Annotated in this window: 24 protein-coding genes and 6 tRNA genes; 27 read left to right on the top strand and 3 right to left on the bottom strand. The window is 31.7% G+C overall.

The annotated features are described in order from the left end of the window. The first annotated feature begins 5 nt into the window (after positions 1–5). The 6 genes from T514_RS0114675 (at position 6) to T514_RS0114650 (ending at position 536) form a co-directional block, all read left to right on the top strand. Positions 6–80, top strand: a tRNA-Glu gene (locus T514_RS0114675). 9 nt (positions 81–89) lie between these two features. Next, positions 90–165, top strand: a tRNA-Val gene (locus T514_RS0114670). 10 nt (positions 166–175) lie between these two features. Next, positions 176–252, top strand: a tRNA-Asp gene (locus T514_RS0114665). Positions 253–287: 35 nt separating this feature from the next. Next, a tRNA-Glu gene (locus T514_RS0114660) sits at positions 288–362 on the top strand. A 10-nt stretch (positions 363–372) separates the two neighbouring features. Continuing rightward, positions 373–448 (top strand) — tRNA-Val (locus T514_RS0114655). 11 nt (positions 449–459) lie between these two features. Further along, positions 460–536 (top strand) — tRNA-Asp (locus T514_RS0114650). Between the two features lie 43 nt (positions 537–579). Here the strand turns inward: T514_RS0114650 and T514_RS0114645 are convergent. Together T514_RS0114645 and T514_RS0114640 are read right to left on the bottom strand one after the other, a co-directional pair. Then, on the bottom strand, positions 580–1,560 hold the full coding sequence (locus T514_RS0114645) for an ATP-binding protein (protein WP_027625474.1): 981 nt from the start codon (positions 1,558–1,560) through the stop codon (positions 580–582). After that, the gene (locus T514_RS0114640) at positions 1,553–2,530 is read right to left on the bottom strand and encodes a DnaD domain protein (RefSeq protein WP_027625473.1); all 978 of its coding nucleotides are present in this window, start codon (positions 2,528–2,530) and stop codon (positions 1,553–1,555) included. The genes T514_RS0114645 and T514_RS0114640 overlap by 8 nt, the downstream gene beginning before the upstream one ends. A gap of 225 nt (positions 2,531–2,755) precedes the next feature. Between T514_RS0114640 and T514_RS24630 the strand changes: the two genes are divergently transcribed. The 16 genes from T514_RS24630 (at position 2,756) to T514_RS0114560 (ending at position 17,102) form a co-directional block, all read left to right on the top strand. Further along, the gene (locus tag T514_RS24630; protein ID WP_051542053.1) at positions 2,756–3,556 is read left to right on the top strand and encodes a M23 family metallopeptidase; all 801 of its coding nucleotides are present in this window, start codon (positions 2,756–2,758) and stop codon (positions 3,554–3,556) included. A gap of 106 nt (positions 3,557–3,662) precedes the next feature. Further along, positions 3,663–4,475 carry an amino acid ABC transporter substrate-binding protein gene (locus T514_RS0114630; RefSeq protein WP_027625472.1) on the top strand — a complete coding sequence of 271 codons (813 nt, stop codon included), beginning with the start codon at positions 3,663–3,665 and terminating at the stop codon, positions 4,473–4,475. Positions 4,476–4,486: 11 nt separating this feature from the next. Then, positions 4,487–5,128, top strand: a complete 642-nt coding sequence (locus tag T514_RS0114625) for an amino acid ABC transporter permease (RefSeq protein ID WP_027625471.1) — start codon at positions 4,487–4,489, stop codon at positions 5,126–5,128. Between the two features lie 155 nt (positions 5,129–5,283). After that, positions 5,284–6,357, top strand: a complete 1,074-nt coding sequence (locus T514_RS0114620; protein ID WP_027625470.1) for an NAD(P)H-dependent flavin oxidoreductase — start codon at positions 5,284–5,286, stop codon at positions 6,355–6,357. After that, positions 6,350–6,817, top strand: coding sequence for a MarR family winged helix-turn-helix transcriptional regulator (locus T514_RS0114615; protein ID WP_027625469.1), 468 nt, complete (start codon positions 6,350–6,352; stop codon positions 6,815–6,817). The genes T514_RS0114620 and T514_RS0114615 overlap by 8 nt, the downstream gene beginning before the upstream one ends. Positions 6,818–6,820: 3 nt before the next feature. Next, positions 6,821–7,834 carry a beta-ketoacyl-ACP synthase III gene (locus T514_RS0114610; protein ID WP_027625468.1) on the top strand — a complete coding sequence of 338 codons (1,014 nt, stop codon included), beginning with the start codon at positions 6,821–6,823 and terminating at the stop codon, positions 7,832–7,834. Positions 7,835–7,861: 27 nt separating this feature from the next. Beyond that, entirely contained in the window at positions 7,862–8,086 is a 225-nt protein-coding gene (gene acpP / locus T514_RS0114605) for an acyl carrier protein (RefSeq protein WP_027625467.1), read from the top strand. 11 nt (positions 8,087–8,097) lie between these two features. Next, on the top strand, positions 8,098–9,036 hold the full coding sequence (gene fabK, locus T514_RS0114600) for an enoyl-[acyl-carrier-protein] reductase FabK (RefSeq protein WP_027625466.1): 939 nt from the start codon (positions 8,098–8,100) through the stop codon (positions 9,034–9,036). 50 nt (positions 9,037–9,086) lie between these two features. Next, positions 9,087–10,028: an ACP S-malonyltransferase gene (gene fabD / locus T514_RS0114595; RefSeq protein ID WP_034869250.1), complete on the top strand. Its 942-nt coding sequence runs from the start codon at positions 9,087–9,089 to the stop codon at positions 10,026–10,028. A gap of 30 nt (positions 10,029–10,058) precedes the next feature. Beyond that, on the top strand, positions 10,059–10,811 hold the full coding sequence (fabG, locus tag T514_RS0114590; RefSeq protein WP_027625464.1) for a 3-oxoacyl-[acyl-carrier-protein] reductase: 753 nt from the start codon (positions 10,059–10,061) through the stop codon (positions 10,809–10,811). A gap of 27 nt (positions 10,812–10,838) precedes the next feature. Further along, positions 10,839–12,077, top strand: coding sequence for a beta-ketoacyl-ACP synthase II (fabF, locus tag T514_RS0114585; protein WP_027625463.1), 1,239 nt, complete (start codon positions 10,839–10,841; stop codon positions 12,075–12,077). A 2-nt stretch (positions 12,078–12,079) separates the two neighbouring features. Continuing rightward, entirely contained in the window at positions 12,080–12,568 is a 489-nt protein-coding gene (gene accB / locus T514_RS0114580) for an acetyl-CoA carboxylase biotin carboxyl carrier protein (protein WP_027625462.1), read from the top strand. A 23-nt stretch (positions 12,569–12,591) separates the two neighbouring features. Further along, on the top strand, positions 12,592–13,023 hold the full coding sequence (fabZ, locus tag T514_RS0114575; RefSeq protein WP_027625461.1) for a 3-hydroxyacyl-ACP dehydratase FabZ: 432 nt from the start codon (positions 12,592–12,594) through the stop codon (positions 13,021–13,023). Between the two features lie 4 nt (positions 13,024–13,027). Beyond that, positions 13,028–14,368, top strand: coding sequence for an acetyl-CoA carboxylase biotin carboxylase subunit (locus T514_RS0114570; protein ID WP_027625460.1), 1,341 nt, complete (start codon positions 13,028–13,030; stop codon positions 14,366–14,368). An 11-nt stretch (positions 14,369–14,379) separates the two neighbouring features. Next, positions 14,380–16,128, top strand: a complete 1,749-nt coding sequence (locus tag T514_RS0114565; protein WP_027625459.1) for an acetyl-CoA carboxylase carboxyl transferase subunit — start codon at positions 14,380–14,382, stop codon at positions 16,126–16,128. Between the two features lie 83 nt (positions 16,129–16,211). Continuing rightward, complete coding sequence (locus tag T514_RS0114560; RefSeq protein WP_027625458.1) at positions 16,212–17,102, top strand: selenium metabolism-associated LysR family transcriptional regulator; 891 nt, start codon at positions 16,212–16,214, stop codon at positions 17,100–17,102. A 29-nt stretch (positions 17,103–17,131) separates the two neighbouring features. Here the strand turns inward: T514_RS0114560 and T514_RS0114555 are convergent, their stop codons facing one another. Next, complete coding sequence (locus T514_RS0114555) at positions 17,132–18,328, bottom strand: S8 family serine peptidase (RefSeq protein WP_027625457.1); 1,197 nt, start codon at positions 18,326–18,328, stop codon at positions 17,132–17,134. A 213-nt stretch (positions 18,329–18,541) separates the two neighbouring features. Between T514_RS0114555 and T514_RS0114550 the strand changes: the two genes are divergently transcribed. From T514_RS0114550 to T514_RS0114530, 5 genes are all read left to right on the top strand, one after another. Further along, positions 18,542–19,441, top strand: a complete 900-nt coding sequence (locus T514_RS0114550; protein ID WP_027625456.1) for an N-acetylglucosamine kinase — start codon at positions 18,542–18,544, stop codon at positions 19,439–19,441. Positions 19,442–19,459: 18 nt separating this feature from the next. Continuing rightward, on the top strand, positions 19,460–20,611 hold the full coding sequence (anmK, locus tag T514_RS0114545; protein ID WP_027625455.1) for an anhydro-N-acetylmuramic acid kinase AnmK: 1,152 nt from the start codon (positions 19,460–19,462) through the stop codon (positions 20,609–20,611). A 59-nt stretch (positions 20,612–20,670) separates the two neighbouring features. After that, positions 20,671–22,065 carry an ABC transporter substrate-binding protein gene (locus tag T514_RS0114540; RefSeq protein WP_034869247.1) on the top strand — a complete coding sequence of 465 codons (1,395 nt, stop codon included), beginning with the start codon at positions 20,671–20,673 and terminating at the stop codon, positions 22,063–22,065. Positions 22,066–22,210: 145 nt separating this feature from the next. After that, positions 22,211–23,605 (top strand): ABC transporter substrate-binding protein, encoded by a 1,395-nt coding sequence (locus tag T514_RS0114535; RefSeq protein WP_027625453.1) that lies wholly within the window; start codon positions 22,211–22,213, stop codon positions 23,603–23,605. 61 nt (positions 23,606–23,666) lie between these two features. Next, a complete protein-coding gene (locus T514_RS0114530; RefSeq protein ID WP_027625452.1) occupies positions 23,667–24,581 on the top strand; it encodes a carbohydrate ABC transporter permease in 915 nt (304 codons plus the stop codon). Positions 24,582–24,583: the final 2 nt, after the last annotated feature.

The raw sequence follows: 24,583 nt of genomic DNA, 5'->3' as shown, positions 1-24,583 counted from the left end.
AATAAGGCCCCTTGGTCAAGCGGTTAAGACACCACCCTTTCACGGTGGTAACATGGGTTCGATTCCCGTAGGGGTCACCAATTTAATGTGGGCGCATAGCTCAGCTGGGAGAGCATCTGCCTTACAAGCAGAGGGTCACAGGTTCGAGCCCTGTTGTGCCCACCACATTAATTATGGCCCAGTGGCTCAGTTGGTTAGAGTGCCGGCCTGTCACGCCGGAGGTCGAGGGTTCGAGCCCCTTCTGGGTCGCCATAATATTTATAAAATATTAATAAACAAAAGAATAAGGCCCCTTGGTCAAGCGGTTAAGACACCACCCTTTCACGGTGGTAACATGGGTTCGATTCCCGTAGGGGTCACCACAATTAATGTGGGCGCATAGCTCAGCTGGGAGAGCATCTGCCTTACAAGCAGAGGGTCACAGGTTCGAGCCCTGTTGTGCCCACCACATTAATATATGGCCCAGTGGCTCAGTTGGTTAGAGTGCCGGCCTGTCACGCCGGAGGTCGAGGGTTCGAGCCCCTTCTGGGTCGCCAACAAAAAACATACATCTATATGATGTATGTTTTTTTTATTTCTTTATTTCTTTTTATTCATATTTATTCTTACTCTTATGTCTTCACCATAAAATTTACATAATGTAAAGTTACCTAAAAGTCTAGAAGAAATTCTTTCAGAATAATTTTTTAATAAAGTTTCTATAGTAAAGTTAGTTGATATAATCATCTTTTTTCTTTTTAGCAACTTGCTATTTAATAAATTAAATAATTCCATTTTAGAGAATTCAGTTAAAGGTTCTGTACCTAAATCATCAATTATTAAAAGATCACAGTTTATAAGAAGATCTTCTAAATCCTCTTGGGAGTCAAATCTAACAGACTTAAGATCTTTTATTAAATCAACTGCAGTTTTATAGATTACCATATATCCTCTGTCTAATAACTCTTTTGCAATACAGTTAGCAAGAAAGCTCTTGCCTGTACCTGATTCCCCAAAGAAAAGTAAGTTTTCATGTGTGGAAGTAAAGTTTTCGATGAAACTCCAAGATATACTAGCTATTTTCTCCATATTTTTTCTAGGGCTTTCAGGTTCATTACCATTTTTATAAGGAGAAAAGTGCTGAAAGCTAAAATTTGAAAAGTTATCTCTTTCAAGTATATAATTTATTTCTGAATTTTTATATAAAACCTTAATTAAGTTCTTTTTATAACACTCACATTTTATGCTTCCTATAAAACCTGTATCTTTACACTTAGGACAATTATAATGCATTTCTAAATAATCTAATGGATATCCTGAAGCTACTAAAAGTTCGGATTTTTTCATTCTTAAATCTGTAATTTTTTCTTTAATGCTACTTATATATTCATCAATATCTTCTCTTTTTCTTATTATGTTTATTGAGAGATCTAGTGAGAGTTTAGCTATATTTTTTTCTATTTCTATTACTTGAGGAAGTTTATTTTCTATTTCTTTTCGTCTATCTTCTAAAGTTTTTTCTTCAATGGTACGTAACTTGTCGTATATTTTTAAAACTTCCTCCTGGTAACCTTTAATCATTACTATCCCATCCTAACAATTTTTTCTCTAATTCTTCAAAATTATAATTTCTTTGTTCATAATTATTAAAGCTATCTAATTTAGGTTTAAAATTACCTGGTTTTTTAAATGTTTTTTTATTATCCTTTTTTTCAATATCCTCTAAATTTTTTAGGCCTTCTTTATACCAGCTATTTAAAATACCATCAATGTATCTAAAATCAGCTTTGTTTATCCTTTGAAAGCATATTTCGCAGGCCTTAAATATAATTTCTAAGGAAAAATTATAAGTAGATAACCATTTAGTTAGCATATCTTCTTGAGGCTTCATTATTTCTGCATCTTTTATTCCTATATAGTTTAAAATTTTCCTAATGTTAGTCCATTTATCTTCGTGTTTTTTAATAAAACTTTGAGCATCTGCTACTGTTTTTATTTTAGCATCATACCAAGCAATTGCGATTGTTTCAATGTATCTACAATCAGTTTTTCCTTTAGATACACAATATTGAATTAGTAGCAGTATAATTTCAGGAGGAAAATTGAAATCCTTAATCCATCCTATGTACATTGTCATTTCTTTAGTAGACAATGGTCTTCCTAGTAATTTTTCAATGTCTTGAAGCATATCTTTAGTAGAATTATTATTTAGCTCTTGTAAAAGATTTATGTTATTAGAAGATGTCTCAATAGACTCATTTATGTTTAAAAATTCTATGGTAAAATTACCCATATTATCTAAGGGTATCATCTTTATGACTCCTTCATCATTCCAATAAGACCACGCATTTATAACATCTGTTTCAAGAAGATGTAGTGTGCTTGCCATTATGGATGAGTTAACTCCAAGTTCACCAGATACACAATACTTCAATCCTAATAAATATACTTTTACATATTCTCCTCTTGCCCTAGGCATGTATTTATCAATAAAAATATTACTAACGGGAGTATAATTCCAATCTCTATTTTTAAATACAAAGGTACTCATTTTAAAACCTCCCTTTATAATAAAATATCTTAATAATTTAACATCATTTAATTATAGCAAAGTATATATACTATCTCAATAAATCATTTTTTTAAAATAGGTATTATAATTTTTAAAATTATGTATAGAATATATAAAAATGACTTTTGTTGCTTAATATATACATTAATGGTGGATTTAATAATATCATACCACAATAGTAATAATATAAAAGGGGAAGTAAGTATGTTAAAAGAAAGAAATAAAATAATAGCATCTGTATTTTGTATTGTTTTTACTTTTGCTGTTTCTATATATTCACTTGAAGATATAGTTTGTTATAAAAACAATAGTATAAATCAGGAAGAGATAAGAGTTGAAAATAAAACTAAGACCAATTTAAAGGAAGGTATAGCCGTAAAATCTGATGGAAAGGAAGTGGCAATTTTACAAAAAGAAGAGGAAATAAAAAAGTTAATAGATAGGGTAAAGGCACAATATATAAAAAATAGTTCACCAAAAGAAATAGAGGACATAAGGTTAAAAAGTAAAATTACATATTATAAAACAAAAGTTTCAGCAGATGAATTAAAGGGTATAGAGTACTATGCATCTTCAATAGTTAATGGACATGATGGAAATATGTCAATAAAGTTCAATATAAAGGAGAAAGATTCGAAAAATAAGCCACCTATCTTATCAAGAGGTACAGTATCATCAGGCTTTGGTGAGAGGTGGGGAAGAATGCATAATGGTATAGATATAGCTGCGCCTTTAGGAACCCCAATACATTGTGTTTCATCTGGAAAAGTAATTTACTCTGGTTGGGAAGATGGGTATGGGAATGTTATAAAAATAGATAATGGTAATAACATGGTGACTATATATGGGCATTGCAGCAAATTGATCGCTAAAAAGGGGAGTTCTGTTAAGAAAGGTGAAAAGATTGGAGAAGTAGGGAGTACAGGGAGAAGTACAGGACCCCATGTTCACTTTGAGGTAAGAAAAAATGGAGTTCCTCAGAATCCTGAACCTTATTTGAAGTAAAGCCAAAAAATATTTCCTCTTTCACACATTACCACTTTACAAATTTAACGAGCTAAAGTATAATGTGAAATATAATATTTGTAAAGAACAAAGGAGGAAGTAAAAAATGAAAAAGAAAGTTATTTTAGCAATGATGTCATTGTTTATGTTAGGTTCTACTTTAATAGGATGTGGAAATAGTCAAAATACGGCTAGTAAAGATAGATCATTAGAACAAGTGAAAAGCAAGGGAGAATTTGTAGTTGGGTTAGATGATACTTTTGCACCTATGGGTTTTAGGGATGAAAAGGGAGAAATTGTAGGACTTGATATTGATTTAGCAAAAGAAGTTGGAAAAAGGATGGGGGTAAAAGTTGTTTTTAAACCTGTTGAATGGGATGGAATAATAATGAGTTTAAATAATGGGGATATAGATGTAATTTGGAACGGTCTAAGTATTACTGAAAAAAGAAAAGAACAGATAGGATTTAGTAAACCATATATAAATGATAGACAAGTAGTTATGGTACAAGCCAATTCTTCAATAAAAAGTAAAAAAGATTTAGCAGGGAAAGTAGTAGCTATTCAAATGGGAAGTACTAGTGAAGATGCAATAAAATCAGAACCAGAGGTAATGAAAACTTTCAAGGAAATAAAAAAGTATGGTAATTACGCTGAAGCGTTAATGGACTTGAAAGTTGGTAGAGTAGATGCAATTGTTATAGATGAAATTGTAGGAAGATATTATGCAAATAAAAAAGTAGGAACTTATAAATTTTTACAAGACAACTTTGGAGAACAGCCAATGGGAGTTGGAGTAAGAAAAGCAGATACTTCTTTTAGAGAAGAACTAGATAAAACGTTAGATAAGATGAAAGCAGATGGAACTACAGCTAAGTTATCACAAAAATGGTTTGGAAAAGACCTATTTATAAAATAGGAGTGATTTAGATGTCTAATTTTGAAGGTACGGTTCTTTTTATACTAAAGGGAAGTATTGTAACAATAAAATTATTTTTCGTAATATTTATATTATCAGTACCATTAGGTATAATATTATCTCTGGTTAAAGTATCTAAAAACAAATTAAGTAATAGCATTATAGGATTTTATACTTGGATATTTAGAGGGACGCCTTTACTATTGCAATTATTTTTTATATATTTTGGATTACCTGTTATAGGTATAAAATTAAGTCGTTTTACAGCAGCAGCAATAGCGTTCACTTTAAATTATGGTGCATATTTAACTGAAATTTTTAGAGGGGGACTTCAGTCTATAGATAAGGGGCAATATGAAGCTTGTAAGGTCTTAGGAATGAGTTATTCTCAGACTATGAGAAGAGTAATAATACCTCAGGCATTTAGAAGAGTTATGCCGTCTACATGTAACGAAGGTATAAATTTAGTGAAGGATACGGCATTAGTAGCAACTATAGGAATGGAAGAAATATTAAGAGCTTCTAAAGAAGTACTTACTAGAGATTTTACTATAACACCTTTCTTTATTGCAGCAGCAATATATTTGATGTTAAATTCAATAATAGTAATATTATTTAAAACGTTGGAAAAAAAATATTCTTACTTTGAATAGATTAATAAATTTTAGAAATGTGGTAGAAGAGTTTTTATGAGTAAAATTCTTCTACCATTTCCTTTTTAAAGTATATATTATTGACAAAAATTATTTTTGAGTATATACTTTGACTATCAAAATATTTGATAGTCAAAAAATGAGGAGGAGATTATATGAAGATATCTCCTTTGCAAATTGGTAACTTAGAAATAAAGGTCCCTATTATACAAGGAGGAATGGGTATAGGAGTTTCACTTTCAAGATTAGCTGCAGCAGTAGCTGAAGAAGGTGGAATGGGTGTTATATCAGGAGCTCAAATTGGGTTTAGGGAACAAGATTTTCAAACCAATAGCAAAGAAGCTAATATTAGAGCTTTAAAAAAAGAAATAAAAAAAGCAAAGGAATTAAGCCCAAATGGAGTTATAGGATTAAATTTAATGGTAGCTATGAACAATTATGAAGAAATGGTTGCTGCAGCTGTAGAATCTGGAATAGATGCAATAATATCTGGTGCTGGACTACCAACAATATTGCCTAAGCTAGTAAAAGGAAGTAATACTAAAATAGCTCCTATAGTTTCTTCAGGGAAAGCTGCTAAGCTTATGTGTAAAGTATGGGATGAAAAACATTCATACATTCCTGATTTTATAGTAGTTGAAGGTCCGAAAGCAGGAGGACATCTGGGATTTCACTCAGAAGAACTATTAGAAGGAAAAGAAAGCAGTTTGGAAGACATAGTGAAAGATGTAATTGAAGTAGTAAAACAATATGAAGAAAAATATAAAGTAAAAATACCTGTAATAGCAGCAGGAGGAATATATACAGGAAAGGATATAGGAAAGTTTTTAAAATTAGGAGCCTCTGGTGTTCAAATGGGAACTAGGTTTATATGTACAGAAGAATGTGATGCAGATATAAAATATAAAGAAGCTTTTATAAATTGTTCAAAAGAGGATATTCAAATAATAAAAAGTCCTGTAGGTCTTCCTGGAAGAGCTATAAAAAATCAATTTATAGAAAGAATAACAAAGGAAAAAGATAAAGTAGATAGATGTTTTGGATGCTTAAGAAAGTGTAATCCTAATAATACAATTTATTGTATATCTAAGGCATTAATTAATGCAGTAGAGGGCAACATAGAAAATGGATTACTTTTTACAGGAAGTAATGGATATAAAATGAATAAAATTATCACTGTGAAGGAACTTATTGAGCAGCTTGTTGGGGAAGTGATAAATTATGAGTAGGGCAATTTACGTTTTAAACGAACTATTGGTAGATATATTTAATGACATACTTATTATAGAACAAAATGCTCTTCAAGAGGGAGCACTTAAAGATTTATCTGTAACAGAAATTCACACTATAGATGCAATAGGAATGTACCAAAAAAGAACCATGTCAGAAGTTGCTACAGATTTAAAAATAACTGTTGGTACTTTGACTACAGCTATAAATAATTTAGTAAGAAAAGAATATGTACAGAGAAGTAGGTCTGAAGAAGATAGAAGAATTGTATTTATAAGTCTTACTAAAAAAGGTAAATTAGCTTATAGAATTCATCAAAAATTTCATTCAGATATGATAAAGGAAACTATATCTGGTTTAACAGAAGAAGAAGAAAAGATTCTTATAAGTTCTTTGGAAAAGTTAAACCAATTTTTTAAGAATGAATATAACTTAGAGTGTAATAAAAAGGAGACTTAATAAATGAAAGAAGTTCAGATTTTGGCTACTGGAAGCTATGTACCTGATAGAATAGTAACAAATGATGAATTATCCACTGTTATGGATACAAATGATGAATGGATAAAAACTAGAACAGGAATTTGCGAGAGAAGAATAACTACGGGGGAAAATACTTCAAGTATAGCAGCTAAGGCAGCTTTAAAGGCGTTAGAAAGTTCATATATAAAGCCAGTAGACTTAGATCTAATTATAGTAGCTACAGCTACCCCGGATTGTTATACTCCTTCAACAGCTTGCATTGTTCAAGATATAATAGGCGCAACAAATGCCACTTGTTTTGATATATCAGCTGCTTGTTCAGGTTTTATATATGGGTTGAATATAGCTTATCAGTTTATTAAAAATGGTGCTAAAAAAAATGTGCTTGTTATAGGTGCAGAGACTTTGTCTAAGATATTAGATTGGAATAATAGAAGTACTTGTGTACTATTTGGAGATGGAGCAGGAGCAGCTATTTTAGGCTGTGGAGAAGAAAAAGGATTAATTGAGATACACACAGGCTCAGATGGTAGAGGAGCTAATCTTTTAAAATGCAATGCAGCATCTGTAGATATAAATAATAAGGATTTAAAAGAAAAAATATATGGCAATACTGAAGATGTAGATAAGTCCTATTTAACCATGGAAGGAAGAGAAATATTTAAATTTGCTGTGAAGGCAATGGGAGAAACTATAGATACTCTCCTTAATTCATCTGAATTAACTATAGAGGACATTAAGTATATAGTTCCTCATCAAGCAAACTTAAGAATAATAGATTATATGATAAAAAAGTTGAAGGTAGATAGCAAAAAGTTTTATACAAACTTACAATATTACGGAAATACTTCAGCAGCAAGTATACCTATAGCTATGGATCAAATGAATAGAGAAGGTTTACTTGAAAAAGGAGATAAAATACTTTTAGTAGGTTTTGGAGGAGGACTTACTTGGGGTGGAACAATTATAGAATGGACAATAAATAAAAATAAATAGGCATGAAAAATTTTGGAGGTATGAAAAATGATATTTGAAAAGATAAAAAGAATAATAGCAGATCAACTAAATATAGAGGAAGAAATACTAACATCAGAAACGTCTTTTGAAGAATTAGGAGTAGATTCATTAGATCTTTTTCAAATAGTAATAGAAATAGAAGAAGAGTTTGATATAGAAATAGAAGATGCAGAGTCAATAAAAACAGTAGGAGATGCAGTTAAATTTGTAGAGGAAAGAACTGCTGAGTAGGGGGAAAATTTATGAAAAGTAATGTTTTTTGCAATATGGTAGGAATAGAATATCCTATTATTCAAGGAGCTATGGCTTGGATTGCAGATAGTTCTTTGGCAGCTGCAGTATCTAATGCTGGTGGTTTAGGTATTATAGCTTCAGGGAATGCCCCTGTAGAGGTGGTAAGAGAGGAAATTAGAAAAGCGAAAAAATTAACTGATAAACCTTTTGGAGTAAATATAATGCTTTTAAGCTCTAATGCTGAAGAAGTAGCTAAACTTGTTTGTGAAGAAGGAGTAAAAGTAGTTACTACAGGAGCAGGAAGTCCTGGAAAGTATATAAGCATGTGGAAAGAACACGGAGTAAAGGTTATCCCTGTTGTAGCATCTGTAGCTTTAGCAAAAAGAATGGAAAAGGCAGGCGTAGATGCTGTAGTAGCAGAAGGATGTGAATCAGGAGGACATGTAGGAGAACTTACTACTATGGCTTTAGTTCCACAGGTTGTTGATGCAGTAAATATACCTGTTATTGCTGCTGGTGGAATAGGCGATAAAAGAGGAGTAGGTGCAGCATTTATGTTAGGAGCTTCAGGTGTTCAAGTAGGAACTAGATTTTTAGTAGCTAAGGAATGTACAGTACATCAAAATTATAAAGATAAAGTAATAAGTGCTAAAGATATAGATACTGTAGTAACAGGAAGAACTACAGGTCATCCTGTAAGAGTACTTAGAAATAAATTATCAAGAAAATATCAAATACTTGAAAAGGAAGAAGCATCAATTGAACAGTTAGATGAACTTGGTAAAGGTGCTTTAGTAAAGGCAGTTAAAGATGGAGATACAGATAACGGTTCTGTAATGGCAGGACAGATAGCAGGACTTATTTCTAAAGAGGAAACTTGTAAAGAAATAATAGAAGAAATGTTTGACTTAAAGTCTTTATTAAATAAATTTGATTCCATTATATAGCTTTAATATTTCTTTAAAACTAAAGAAAATATGAAGATTGGAGAATGGTTATGGAAAGTACGAAGAAAATTGCTTTTATTTTTCCAGGACAGGGTGCTCAATATCTTGGCATGGGAAAAGAATTATATGATAACTTTTCACAGTGTAGAGACACATTTAATGAAGCAGATAAAGCTTTAGGATTTAGTATAAGTAAAGTATGTTTTGATGGACCTGAAGAAGAGTTAAGTAAAACAGAAATAACTCAACCAGCTATTTTAACTACTAGTATAGGGGCACTTAGAATATTAGAAGATGAAGGCATAAAACCCGATTTAGTTGCAGGACTGAGTCTTGGAGAATATTCAGCTCTTGTATGTAGCAAAAGATTAGATTTTGTGGATGCAGTTAAGTTGGTAAAAAAGAGAGGAAGATATATGCAAGAAGCAGTACCTCAGGGAGTAGGAGGTATGGCTGCAATAATCGGATTAAAAGAAGATAAAATTTATGAAGTATGTAATGAAGCTTCAGTGTTAGGAGTAGTTGAACCAGCTAATTTTAATTGCCCTGGCCAAATAGTTATAGCTGGAGAAATAGAAGCATTGAAGCATGCCTGTGAAGTTGCTAAGGAGAAGGGAGCTTTAAAGGCAATTATGCTTAATGTAAGTGGACCATTTCATAGTTCTATGCTAGTTAAAGCAGCAGAAAAGTTAGAAGAAGAGTTACTTAATATAAACTTTATGAAATCGGATATTCCATTAATAACAAACACAACTGGTGAATATTTAGAAGAAGATAAAGTAAAAGAAACATTAAAGAAACAAGTAATGAGCTGTGTTAAATGGGAGCACACAATAAATACTATGTTAAGGGATGAAGTAACTACTTTTGTAGAAATAGGACCTGGAAAGATATTAAGTGCATTTGTAAGAAAGGTTAATAGAAAAGCAGAAGTATATAATATAGAAGATATTAAGTCATTAGAGAAAACACTAATAGCGTTGAAAAAATAAAATAATATTTAGTTGGAGTGGATAATTAGTATGTGTAATAAAACATTACAAGGTAAAACAGCAATAGTTACAGGTGGAAGTAGAGGAATAGGAAGAGCCATAGCATTAAAACTTGCAGAACTTGGCGCAAATATAGTAGTTAACTATAGAAGCAGTGCTAATGTTGTAGAAGAAATAATAAAGGAAATAGAGAGTAAAGGATCAAAGGCTATTGTAGTTCAGGGTGATGTTAGTAATTTTGATGATGCAGAAAGAATAATAAAAGCTGCAGTAGATGAATTTGGATCTTTAGACATATTAGTAAATAATGCTGGGATTACAGCTGATGGGCTTTTAATGAGAATGAAAGAGCAAGATTTTGATAAGGTAATAGAAGTTAATTTAAAAGGAACTTTTAATTGTATAAGACATGCTTCTTCAATTATGGTTAAACAAAGAGCTGGAAAAATAATAAATATATCTTCTGTTGTGGGTATTACAGGAAATGCAGGTCAGGCAAATTATGCAGCTGCTAAGGCAGGAATTATAGGACTTACTAAGTCTGTAGCAAGGGAATTAGCTTCAAGAGGAATAAATGTAAATGCAGTAGCTCCTGGATTTATAGAAACAGATATGACAGATTCCCTTTCAGAAAAAGTTAAGGAAGGTGCATTAGCAAATATTCCTTTAAAGAGATTTGGTAAAGCTGAAGATATAGCTGAAGTTGTAGCCTTTTTATCCTCAGACGATTCTTCTTATATTACAGGTCAAATTATAAATGTAGACGGAGGAATGGTTATTTAATTATTCAAAGAAAGGTTGGTATATAAAGTGAAAAGAAAAGTAGTTGTTACAGGAATGGGTGCCATAACTCCTGTAGGAAATAATGTAGGTGCCTTTTGGAATAGCCTAAAAGGCGGAGTTTGTGGTATAGATTTCATTAAAGCATTTGATACAGAAAACTTTAAAGCTAAGCTTGCTGCAGAAGTTAAAGACTTCAATCCAGAAGATACAATAGACAAAAGAGAAGCAAAAAGAATGGATAGGTATTGTCAGTTTGCTGTAGCAGCCGCAGTTGAAGCGGTTAAGGATGCAAATATAGATTTAGAAAACATAGATAAAGAAAGATTTGGAGTAGTTGTAGGTTCAGGAATAGGTGGAATAGGAACTATTGAAAAACAGCAACAAACGCTTTTAGAAAAAGGTCCTAATAGGGTACATCCATTATTTATTCCTATGATAATAAGTAATATGGCAGCAGGAAATATAGGAATAAAGTTTGGTGCTAAAGGAATATGTACTACAGTGGTAACAGCATGTGCTACAGGAACAAATTGTATAGGTGAAGCCTATAGAATGATTCAAAATGGTGTAGCTGATATTATAATAGCTGGCGGAACAGAGGCTTCAATAACACCTCTTTCTGTGGCAGGATTTATATCATTAACTGCATTAAGCAAGAGTACAGATCCAAATAGAGCATCTATTCCTTTTGATAAAGAGAGAAGCGGATTTGTTATGGGAGAAGGGGCTGGAATTGTTATACTTGAATCATTAGAGCATGCTGAATCTAGAAATGCAAAAATATATGCAGAAGTAGTAGGCTATGGATCAACTTGTGATGCTTATCATATTACATCTCCAGGACCAGAAGGAGAAGGAGCTGCAAGAGCTATTAAAATTGCTATAGAAGAAGCAGGCATAGAACCAGCACAGGTTTCTTATATAAATGCCCATGGAACAGGAACAGAAGCTAATGATAAGTTTGAAACAGCAGCTATAAAAACTGTGTTTGGTGATTCCGCTAAGGAAATACCTGTAAGTTCAACAAAATCAATGACAGGTCATCTTTTAGGTGCTGCAGGAGCAGTAGAAGCTATTGCTTCAATTAAAGCTATGGAAGATAACTTTATTCCTCCTACTATTGGTTACGAAGTAGCAGATGAGGAATGTGATTTAGACTATGTACCTAATAAGGGTAGAGAAAAGGAATTAAACTATGTTATGTCTAATTCTTTAGGATTTGGTGGACATAATGCAGTTATTCTATTAAAAAAATGGAGTGAATAAATATGGATTTTAAAGGCATTGCTGAATTAATAAAGGTAATGAGCGATTCTAAAATTACAGATTTAGAAATTCAAGAAAATGGTGTATCCATAACAATGAAAAAGGATACAGAAAAAGTATATGTAGAAAATTGCGAGAATAAGAATAAAACTATAATTTCTATGGATAGGGATATAGAAAAAGTGCAAGGTATTGAAGAAGATGTGGATAGTGAGAAGTTAGAGGAAAAAGTTATAAGAGAAGATAATAATGATTTAATTACAATATCTTCTCCTATAGTTGGAACTTTTTATATTTCACCTTCGCCAGATAAAGAGGCTTTCGTTAGTGTTGGAAGCAAAGTGAAAAAGGGAGATACTTTGTGCATTATAGAAGCTATGAAGTTAATGAATGAAGTAGATAGTGAAGTTGATGGTGAAATAGTAGAGATAATAGTTAAAGATGGAGATATGGTAGAGTATGGTGAACCCCTATTTAAAATTAAGCCTTAAAATTTATTAATGAAGGTGATTTTATGAATAAAGAATTAAATGTAAAAGAAATTATGGAAATACTTCCTCATAGATATCCTTTTTTACTAGTAGATAAAATTGTACAGTTGGATCCTGGTAAAAAAGCAGTTGGATATAAAAATGTTACTATGAATGAATACTTTTTTCAGGGTCATTTCCCTGGAGAACCTGTAATGCCAGGAGTTTTAATTGTAGAAGCATTAGCACAAACAGGAGCGGTAGCAGCATTAAGCCTTGATCAATTTAAAGGCAAAGTAGCATATTTTGCTGGAATTAACAAAGCAAGATTTAGAAAAAAAGTAGTACCTGGGGATACATTAAAGTTGGAAGTTGAATTAATAAAATTAAGAGGATCAGCCGGAATAGCTAACGCTGTGGCAACTGTAGATGGAGAAAAAGCAGCAGAAGCAGAAATAATGTTTATGATAGGGTGATAAAATGTTTAAAAAAATATTAATTGCCAATAGGGGAGAAATTGCTGTAAGAATAATAAGGGCTTGTACAGAAATGGGAATAGAAACAGTAGCGGTATATTCAACAGCAGATAAAGATTCTCTTCATGTTGAAATGGCAGATGAGGCAATATGTATAGGACCAGCATCTCCTAAGGATAGCTACTTAAATATAAAAAATATATTGAGTGCTACTGTACTTAGTGGAGCAGAGGCTATTCACCCAGGTTTTGGATTCCTTTCTGAAAATAGTAAGTTTGCTCAAATGTGTAATGAATGTAATATAACTTTTATAGGACCAGATGCGAATATTATAGATAAGATGGGGAATAAATCTAATGCTAGAAGTATGATGATAGAAGCTGGAGTGCCAGTAATTCCAGGATCAAAAAAACCTATATTAAATGATGAAGAAGCATTAAAAAATGCAAAAGAAATAGGATATCCTGTAATGATTAAAGCTTCTGCAGGAGGTGGAGGTAGAGGAATTAGAATAGTAAGAAATGAAGAAGAACTTCTAAGTTCTCTACACACTGCAAGAGCAGAAGCTAAATCAGCTTTTGGTGATGATACTATGTACATGGAAAAGTATTTGGAAAATCCAAGACACGTAGAAATACAGATATTAGCTGATAACTATGGAAATACAGTTTATCTAGGGGAAAGGGATTGTTCTATTCAGAGAAGAAACCAAAAGGTATTAGAAGAAGCTCCTTGTCCTATAATGACATCAGAGTTAAGAAAGAAGATGGGAGAAGCAGCTATAAAAGGAGCAAAAGCTGTAGGATATAAAAATGCTGGAACCATAGAATTTCTATTAGATAAAAATAATAATTTTTATTTTATGGAGATGAACACAAGAATCCAGGTGGAGCATCCTATAACAGAGTTAGTTACAGGAGTAGATTTAATAAAAGAGCAAATAAAAATAGCTTCAGGAGAGAAATTAAGCTTTTGCCAAAAAGATGTTGAGATTAAAGGGCATGCTATAGAATGTAGAATAAATGCAGAAGATCCTGAAAAAGATTTTAGACCATCACCAGGAAGGATAGATGGTGTGTTTATGCCAGGTGGACCAGGAGTAAGGATAGATTCACTTATTTACGATGGATATAAAATTCCTCCAAATTATGATTCAATGATAGCAAAGCTCATAGTGTATGGAAAGGATAGAGAAGAAGCTATAAATAAAATGAGAAGAGCTTTATGGGAGTTTTCTATAGGTGGAATTAAAACTAATATTGATTATCAATTTAAGATTATAAATAATAGTGATTTTATAAAGGGAAACTATGATACAGGCTTTATAGGCAGAAATCATAAATAGGAGGTGATTAGATGTTTAAAGGGCTTTTCAAGAAAACTAAATATATTACTGTTAGTTCACAGAGCTTAAATACCATAAGAAATAGCGAAGAAAAAGTAGAAAAGCCCAATATTCCAAATGGAATGTGGGTTAAATGTAAGAAGTGTGGACAGATTATCTATACTAAAGATTTGGAGGGGAATTTAGGGGTTTGTGGTTTCTGTAAATACAATTTTAGAGTACCAGCCTATAATAGAGTAAAACAGATTATAGATGAGGGAACTTGGACAGAAATAAATTTAAACCTATCTACATTAAATCCCATCCAGTTTAAAGACTATGAAGAAAAAATTAAAGCTTTAAAAGATAGTACTGGTCTAAATGAAGCTGTGGTTACAGGCATAGGAGAAATAAACGGAGAAAAAACAGTACTTTGTATTATGGATAGTAGCTTTTTAATGGGAAGTATGGGTTCAGTAGTAGGAGAAAAAATAACTAGAGCTGTGGAAAAAGCTATAGAAGAAGAGATACCATTAATAATATTTACTGCTTCTGGTGGAGCTAGAATGCAAGAGGGAATGTATTCGTTAATGCAAATGGCAAAAGTAAGTGCAGCTTTATCAAGATTAAATGAAAAAGGGCTATTATATATATCTGTACTTACAGATCCAACAACTGGAGGAGTTACAGCCAGCTTTGCTATGTTAGGAGATATAATATTGGCGGAACCAGGAGCTCTTATTGGTTTTGCAGGAAAGAGAGTTATTGAGCAAACAATAAAGCAAAAGTTGCCAGAAGAATTTCAGAGTGCGGAGTTTTTATTAAAACATGGTTTTGTAGATAAAATAGTACAAAGAAAAGAATTAAAGAATACATTAGGAGTAATATTAAAGTTACACAAGAAAAAAGATATAAAAGAAATTGAAGCTAATTGTAATAACATTGAAAATAAAGAAGAAGTAGATAAACGTAAAACCACACATCCTTTTAGTCCATGGGAAAAAGTTAATATGGTAAGAAAAATGAATAGACCTACTTCTCTAGATTATATAGATAGAATATTTGACTCTTTTATAGAGTTCCATGGAGATAGATATTTTGGAGATGATGGCTGTATAGTTGGTGGATTAGCATTTTTAAATGGGGTTCCTGTTACAGTTATAGGTCAACAAAAAGGAAGAGATTTAAAAGAAAATATAACTAGAAACTTTGGTATGCCTAATCCAGAGGGCTATAGGAAGGCTCTAAGGTTAATGAAACAAGCAGAAAAATTTAATAGACCTGTAGTGTGCTTTGTAGATACTCCTGGAGCTTATTGTGGACTTGGTGCTGAAGAGAGAGGCCAAGGTGAAGCTATAGCAAAAAATCTTATGCAAATGGCTTGTCTTAAAACTCCTATTATATCTATAGTAATAGGTGAAGGTGGTAGTGGTGGAGCCTTAGCTTTAGCTGTAGCAGATAATGTTTGGATGTTAGAAAACTCTATATACTCTGTACTATCAGTAGAAGGATTTGCAAGTATATTGTGGAAAGATGCATCAAGGGCAGAGGAAGCTGCAAAAATACTAAAAATAACAGCTCAAGATTTAAAAGAATTTGGCATAATTGATAAGGTGCTAAAAGAGCCTTTAAAAGATGCAAGTAAAGATATAGAAAAAATGTCTAGGGAGATAAAAGAAAATTTAATAAACACTTTATGTAATTTTAGTAACATATCTATAGATGAATTGTTAGATAATAGATATAATAAGTTTAGAAGAATTGGTGTTTATTCTGAATAAGTTAACAGGTATTTCCTGTTAACTTTTTTATAATTAACATAAAATTAATAGTAAAATATGATAAAATTCTTTTGGTGATAAATATGAATGAGAGAAAACTTAGGATATTTTATGAAGTAGCTATGAAATTAAATATGACCGAGGTTGCTGAAAGTATGTATATAAGCCAGCCAGCAGTAAGTCAAACTATACACGAATTGGAAAAGGAATTGAATGTAAAACTCTTTGATCGAATAGGTAAAAAGCTACATTTAACTTATGAGGGAGAAGTGTTTTTAAATTATGCTAGAAGAATACTAAATATATATGATGAAGGAATAAACAGAATCAAAGATATAAACAGCTTATCAGAAGGAAAGATAAGAATAGGTGCAAGTACTACTATAGGTATATATGTTTTACCTAATATAATTGGTAAGTTCATGAAAGAGTATAAGAATATTGATATATCTATAGCTATAGAAAATACTAAAATTATATCTGATATGATATTGGAAAATAAGATAGATTTTGCTTTTGTGGAAGGACCAGTGTGGGAAGACGATATAATAGTTGAGGATTTTTGTGAAGATGAGCTTGTAATAATAACTTCTAAAGATCATAATTGGTCAGAATTACAAGGAATAAATATGGATAAAATCAGTGAAGGTAGAATTATAATGAGAGAAGAAGGTAGTGGTACAAGAGAAGTTTTTGAAAGTATATTAAATGCTAAGGGAATAAGTTATAAAGTTGCTTTTGAATTAGGAAACACTGAAGCTATAAAAAAAGCTGTAGAAGCAGGATTAGGAATAGCTTGTATTTCAAAGAGATGTGTAATAAATGAAGTATTGGATAAGAGAATAGTCACTATAAAATTATTAGATGAAACTATTAAAAGAGAATTTAGTCTAATCTATCATAGGGATAAGTTTATGTCGAATTTATTTCAAAACTTTATAAATTTTGCTAAAAAGGAAGTTAATGATATATGACCCCTATATAAAAAATAGGGGCCATATACTTATGGCAATAATTTATTTAAATCTAGTATACCACGCCCTTGAAGCCACCTTGACATATTAATAAGTTTGCAAGAGATTTTAAGCAAAGAAGATATATCTTTAAAAGTAAGGCTAGGATTATTCTCGTATAGTAGAGCACATACTCCACTTATATAGGCAGCGGCACAAGAGGTGCCAGTATATGATGTATAGGGTATATCTAAAGTTTGAGGATATATTTTTATACCATTTTTTTCTGAGATGTAATTTGTATTTGAGTTTAAAGAACAAATATCTACACCAGCGGCAGATAAATCAGGCTTATCTATTTTATTTGCTGGTCCACAAGAAGAATTTATATAGGGTTTAATAACTGCAGAAGTTGTATCTAAGGCACCCACAGTTATGCAATTATCTAATATAGCAATTCCCCTCATAGAACATTCATTGTTTCCATTATGTCCTGCAGGTACTATAACTGTCATTCCTTTATTTGTAGCCTCTTTAAAAAGTTTAGAAAATAGTGAAAGAATAAAATCGTTATTTTGTGTTATTTCAAATGGAAGACATATAACCTTTATGTTAAATTCTTCTCTTTGCTCTATTAATCTTTCTATTGAATATAATATGTCTGATACAAAGCCTCTTCCTAGGTTATTAAAAGCTTTGATGCAATAAATACCACTATTTTCAGCTATCCCTTTATACACTCCTTTAGAGAGATAACCACTACCGCATATTACACCGCTAATAAAGGTGCCATGTCCATTATCATCATAAGGATATTTATAGTTATTAATTATATCTATGAATTTTTTTATTTTGTTTCTTGGGGTAAGCAGGTCAGGATGCGGATATACTCCGCTGTCAATTAATCCTATACATATACCATTTCCAGTGAGCTTATATTTTTCTTCAAATCCAACCCCATTAGATTCCATTACTCCTTGACCACACAAAAAGGCATAAGAATCAAAAGTTATATAGTTTATATTAGGATATTCTAAGATTCTATCTATTACGTTTGGTGAGGCAGTGGCACATATGCAATTGATAGAAGAAATGGTTCTGATAACTTTACCTCCATAGCTTTTTATTTTATTTTCGGTTTTCTCTTGTAAGGTTTTGCAGTGAATTAATATTCTTATATTTTTATAGGATTTATCTTTAACTATTTTTTTTAAATCAGGATCCAATTTACTTTTCAGTGTAAACATTTAGCACTCCTTAAAATTAATTCCATTATATATTATAAGCAGGAATGTGGATAAATGTGATATAAATACAAAAATTAAGAAAATTTTAACCTTAATTTGGATAGTAATTATATGGTAATTATTATAAAAATTTAGTATAATATACATGTAAGTTTTTTTTATATATTATAAGTTTCGATGAAATAAAAATTAATAAGGTAGAGGGGGAGGATTATGGAATATGTAATAGGGATAGATGGAGGAGGCACAAAAACAGAAGCTATTGCTTATGATTTTCAGGGTAATGAGCTATTTAGAAATTATAGTGAGTTTGGTAATTTAGCAGTAGATAAAGAAAAGGCTTTATTTAATATAGAAAGTACAGTAGACAAGTCAATAAAAGTGCTAGGTAGTGATTGTAGATATATATACTTAGGATTAGCAGGAGTAGAGTCCGGCAATAATAAGGAATTTATTGAAACTTCATTAAAAAATAGATTTAACACTAAGGTAAAGGCTGTTAATGATGCGGATATAGCACTATCTGCAGTATTAGAAGGTAAGGACGGTATTTTAACTATAGCAGGTACAGGATCTATAAGTTATGGAGTATATAAGGGAATAACGGCAAGGGCAGGTGGCTGGGGTCATCTTTTAGGTGATGAAGGTAGTGGTTATTATATAGCTATAGAAGCTTTTAAAAAGGTGATAGAAGAAAGAGATTTGGGAATAAAGGAAAGCTTGTTAAGTAGGCAGTTATTAAAAGGAATAAATATATGGAGTGATGAAGACATAAAAGATTTCATATATTCAAATACAAAGGGGAAAGTTGCTGGAGTGGCTCCAATAGTTATTGAAGCTGCTAATAATGGTGAAGAAAACGCAATAAATATAGTAAAAAAATCTACTAACGCTTTAGGGGATATAACTTTTAAAGTATATAAAAGATTGGGAATAGAAGAGGATGTTAACATAGGAATAAAAGGAAGTATACTTACAAAGTCAAAGCTTGTAAAAGGTTTATTTGAAGACTATATAAAAGAAAATATAAAAGGTTTTAGACTAGTTGACAATGAAATATCTCCAACAAAGGGAGCATATTATCTTGCCATGAAAGAATTAAATAGTAAGTAGATTAGGAAAGGTGATTTTATGGCAAAATATGTAGTTGGACTTATGTCGGGCACTTCTTTAGATGGTATAGATGCGTCATTGGTGAAAATAGAAGGTTACGGAAAAGATACAAAGATCAATCTTATAAAATATATAAAAAAGGATATGCCTGAAAATATAAAACAAGAAATTATGAATTGCTGTGATGTTGAAAAGTCTGATGTAAGAACTATATGCAGTTTAAATTTCAAGTTGGGATATATTTTTGCGGATGCTGTAAAACAGGTTTGTGAGGAAGCTAACTTTTTTATTAATAAGTTAGATTTGATAGGATGCCATGGACAAACAATATATCATATACCAGATAAATATGATGTTTTTTATAGATCAACTTTACAAATAGGAGAACCAGCTGTAATAGCTTATGAAACGAGAACAAAAGTAGTATCAAATTTTAGAACAATGGATATTGCAGCAGGAGGGCAAGGAGCCCCATTAGTGCCTTATACTGAATTTATTTTATATAGAAGCGATAAAAATACACTCCTTCAGAATATAGGGGGCATAGGGAATGTAACCGTTTTACCGGCCAATTGTAATTTAGAAGATATATATGCTTTTGACACAGGCCCAGGAAATATGATTATAGATGAAATAGTAAAAAGGTTAAAAGGAATACCTTTTGATAAAAATGGAGAAATTGCGGCTAAAGGAAGGCTAAATGAAAATCTAATAGATGAACTTATGAATATTGAATATATAAACAAAATCCCACCAAAAACTACAGGAAGAGAAGGTTTTGGTAAAGAATTTGTTAATAAACTCATAGATAAATGGGGGAGTATAAAAACTGAGGATTTAATATATACTGTTACAGCGTTTACTGCAAAATCTATATGTGAAAATTATAGAAAATTTATATTCCCTAATTTAAAAGTAGAAGAAGTAATACTTGGTGGGGGAGGCAGTTATAATAATACTTTAGTGAATATGATAAAAGGGTTATTACCACATTGCAAGGTTATGTTACAAGAGGATTTGGGATATTCATCAGATGCTAAGGAATCTATAGCCTTTGCCATATTAGCTAATGAAACAATAAATGATAATTTTGGAAATGTTATTAAAGCTACAGGAGCAAATAATAGAGTGATATTAGGTAATATCACTCCTGTCCCTATAAATGATTAGGATTATTATATATGTATACACATATTAAATATTTTAAATAATATAAGGGGGATTTTTGTATGTTAAATTTAAAAAGGATTTGTGCAGTAGCACTGACAGGGGTTATGATGGCCGCTGTATTAACAGGTTGTGGTGGAAAAACATCAACAACTTCTGGAGAAAAAGAGGGAAAGAAGGATGTTGTTAAAGTTTGGACATTTCCTGTAGAAAAAAATTATCAAAAAACCTTTCAAGAAATAAAGAATGATTTTGAGAGTAAAAATAAAAATGTAAAAGTGGAAGTAGAAGAACTTTCTTGGTCAGAAGGAATGAAAAAATTTGATACTGCAATAAATGCAGGGACGCCACCAGATATAATGTTTGTGGGTCCATCAGCAAAATATGTACAGACAGGTCTTGCTGTATCAGTTGAAGATTATATAAGTAAAGAAACATTAGCAGATTATTACGCTAACATAGTTGACTATATGAAGATTGGAGGAAAACTTTATGGACTTCCACTATATATGGAGCCTCATACTATTGGAGGAAACAAAAAGTTATTAGAAGAAGCAGGTATTGATTGGAAGAAAATACAAAAAGAAGGTTGGACTTGGGAGGAATTTAAACAGCTAGCTAAAAAAGGAACAAAGAAAAATGCAGATGGAAAACAGCAATATGGTTTAGTATTCCATGGGGCAGGTGGTCCATCAATGTCATCAGAGTTGTTTGATCATATGATTAAGAATAATGGATTACCTTACGCTGTTGATGAAAAGAACAATTATATGTATACTGATTCAAAATTTTTAGAAACAGCTAAATTTATAAGATCACTTATAGATGAAGGAATTATGCCAAAAGAATCAAATCAAATTACTCCAGCCAAAAGAATGGAATATTTATATTCAGAGCAGGCTATGATAATTGGAAAATCTATGGCTTATTATGAAGTAGTTATTGGAGATAATAACGAAAAAGTAAAGGACGGAAAAGCCCCAGCAGGACAAAAGGAAGTGGAATTTGTTTTATTGCCAGAACCACATGGTAAGGGTCAGAAGTCTGTCACAGCTGGTGGAGTGGATGGATATTCAATGTTTAAGCAGAAGAATTACAAGGGAGATGTTTCCCAGGAAGAACATTTAAAAAATACAGCTAACCTATTAGTAGCTTTAACTTCAGGAAAAGCAGGAGCTTCAGCAGTAGTTTTATGTATTCCACAAGTAACAAAATCAGGGGAAGCTATGTGGAATGATAAATATACAATGAAAGCAGAAAATAAGGCAGTGGTAGATACTTTATTTAAGAATTTTGTACCTCCAGTACAATGTGATCCAGCTGCATCTAAAAAAGCAACTAAAATTAAGGATGAAGTTATAATTCCTAAATATTCAGGTTTGCTTGGTGGAGATGTAACGCCTGAACAAATGTATGATGCAGTTAAAAATAGAGCAAAAGAGGAGTTTAGTAAGTAGTGAAAAAAATTTTAAAAATATAGCCAATATATTGAAAATTTGTTTAATTTGATGTATGATGTTAATTAAAAGGTAATATATAGAAAAAATGTTTTTAGGGGCAGGAATGATAATTAAAATATAGTTTAGGGAAGGGGGATATACAATGAAGAGCGTTAAAAAAGTAGTTGGAGTAATTTTAGCAACTGTAATGTTAACTTCAACTTTTGCTGGCTGCGGAGGGACAAAGCAAACTAACGGACAAACTGCTGAAAATAAAAAGGATATAGTTAAGATTTGGACTTTCCCAGTAGAAAAGGACTACAATAAAAACTTCCAAGCTATTAAAGAGGATTTTGAAAGTAAAAACAAAAATGTGACTATTGAAGTAGAGGAACTGTCTTGGCAAGAAGGAATGAAGAAGTTTGATACTGCAATAAATGCTGGTTCACCACCAGACTTAATGTTTATGGTTCCTTCAGCAAAATATATACAAACAGGTCTTGCAGAACCAGTAGAAAAATATATAGATAAAGCAATCTTAGATGATTATTATCCAAATGCACTTCAGTATATGAAGATAGATAATAAATTATATGGATTACCTCTTTATATGAAGCTTCATAGCATTGGAGGAAACAAAAAGTTATTAGAGGAAGCGGGAATTGATTGGAGAAAGATACAAAAAGAAGGTTGGACTTGGGATGAATTTAAACAAATAGCTAAAAAGGGAACAAAGAAAAATACAGATGGAAAGCAACAGTATGGTTTTATATTTCATGGTGCAGGTGGACCATCGATGTCAGCAGAATTATTAGATCACATGCTTATAAATAATGGATTAGAAAATGCAGTTAATGAAAAGAACGAGTATACGTATAAAGACCCTAAATTCTTAGAAACATTAAAGTTTATAAGATCTTTAATAGATGAAGGAATTATGCCAAAGGAATCTAACCAGATAACTCCTCAAAAGAGAATGGAGTATTTATATTGTGAACAGGCTATGATTATAGGAAAAGCTATGCCTTATTATGAAGTAGTTATTGGAGATAATAATGCTAAAGTAAAAGAAGGAAAGGCACCAGCAGGACAAAAGGAAGTAGACTTTGTATTATTGCCAGAACCACACAATAAGGGACAGAAGGCTGTTAGTTCTGGTGGAGTAGATGGATATTCAATGTTTAAACAAAAAAATTATAAGGGGGAAGTGTCACAAGAGGAACATTTAAAAAATGTTGCTAAAGCTTTAGTGGCATTGACTTCGGGAAAAGCAGGAGCATCAGCAGAAGTATTATGCCTTCCTCAAGTTACAAAGTCAGGAAATGACATGTGGAAAGATAAATATACAATGAAACCCGAAAATAAACAGGTTGTAGATGGTTTATTTAAAAATGTAATGGTTCCAATTCAAGTAGATCCAGATACAGCTAAAAAGGCTTCAAAAATTAAAGACGAAGTTATAATACCAAAGTATTCTGCTGTTTTGAGTGGAGAAGTAACTGCCGATGATATGTATAAAGCGGTTCAACAGAAGGCTAAAGAGTTATTTGGTAAATAAATAAGAATGGCTTAAGGGCGTTGCCCTTAAGCCATATTAAAAATTAAGGGGAGTTCGGTATATGGAAAACGCAACAAAGCTAAACAGGAATTCAGGAAAATTTAAAAGGTTCTTAACTGACTATGGGTGGTGTTATATATTTATAGCACTTCCAGTAATGCTGTTTACATGTTTTACATTATATCCGCTAATAAGAGCTTTTATAATGAGTTTCCAAGAATATAATGTTTCTCAGTCAACCTGGGTAGGCCTTGATAATTATAGACAAGTTTTTACAAGTGCCTTATTTAAAAAGTCATTAATAAATACATTAATATATACTGTGGGAACAGTTCCTATTAACATACTTATATCTTTGGGATTAGCTGTACTTATATTTCAGCTAAGTAAAAAATCACAAACATTTTTTAAAGCCGCATTTTATCTGCCAGCAGTAACGTCAGGTGTTACTATGTCCTTAGTTTGGTTATGTATGTATGATCCTATGCCAGAAGGATTAATAAATAGGTTAATAAGTTGGTTTGGATTTACGAATGTTAATTGGTTAGGACAGAAAAGTACAGCACTTTTTTCTTTGATGTTTATGACATATTTGGGTGGACATGGAGGAGGAATAATACTTTATCTAGCTTCTTTAGGAGGAATACCAAAGACTATATATGAAGCAGCAGATATAGATGCTGCTGGTACATGGTCAAAGTTTAAAAATATAACATGGCCATTATTGAAACCTACTACATTATATATGTTTGTAACAGGTATAATAGGATCTTTTCAAGTATTTATGAATGCATATCTTATGACAGGTGGAGGACCAGATCATGCTACTACCACCATTGCCCTTTTAATATATGATCATGCTTTTTCTTATTTTGAATTTGGTGTAGCAGCTGCAGAATCTTTTGTTCTCGCAATAATTATTGTAACAATATCAGTATTGCAATTTAAATATTTGGGTTCGGATGTTGAATATTAATG

The sequence above is a fragment of the Clostridium lundense DSM 17049 genome, assembly GCF_000619945.1.
Taxonomy (GTDB): domain Bacteria; phylum Bacillota; class Clostridia; order Clostridiales; family Clostridiaceae; genus Clostridium_AO; species Clostridium_AO lundense.
This window is presented reverse-complemented; position numbering and strand designations above follow the sequence as displayed.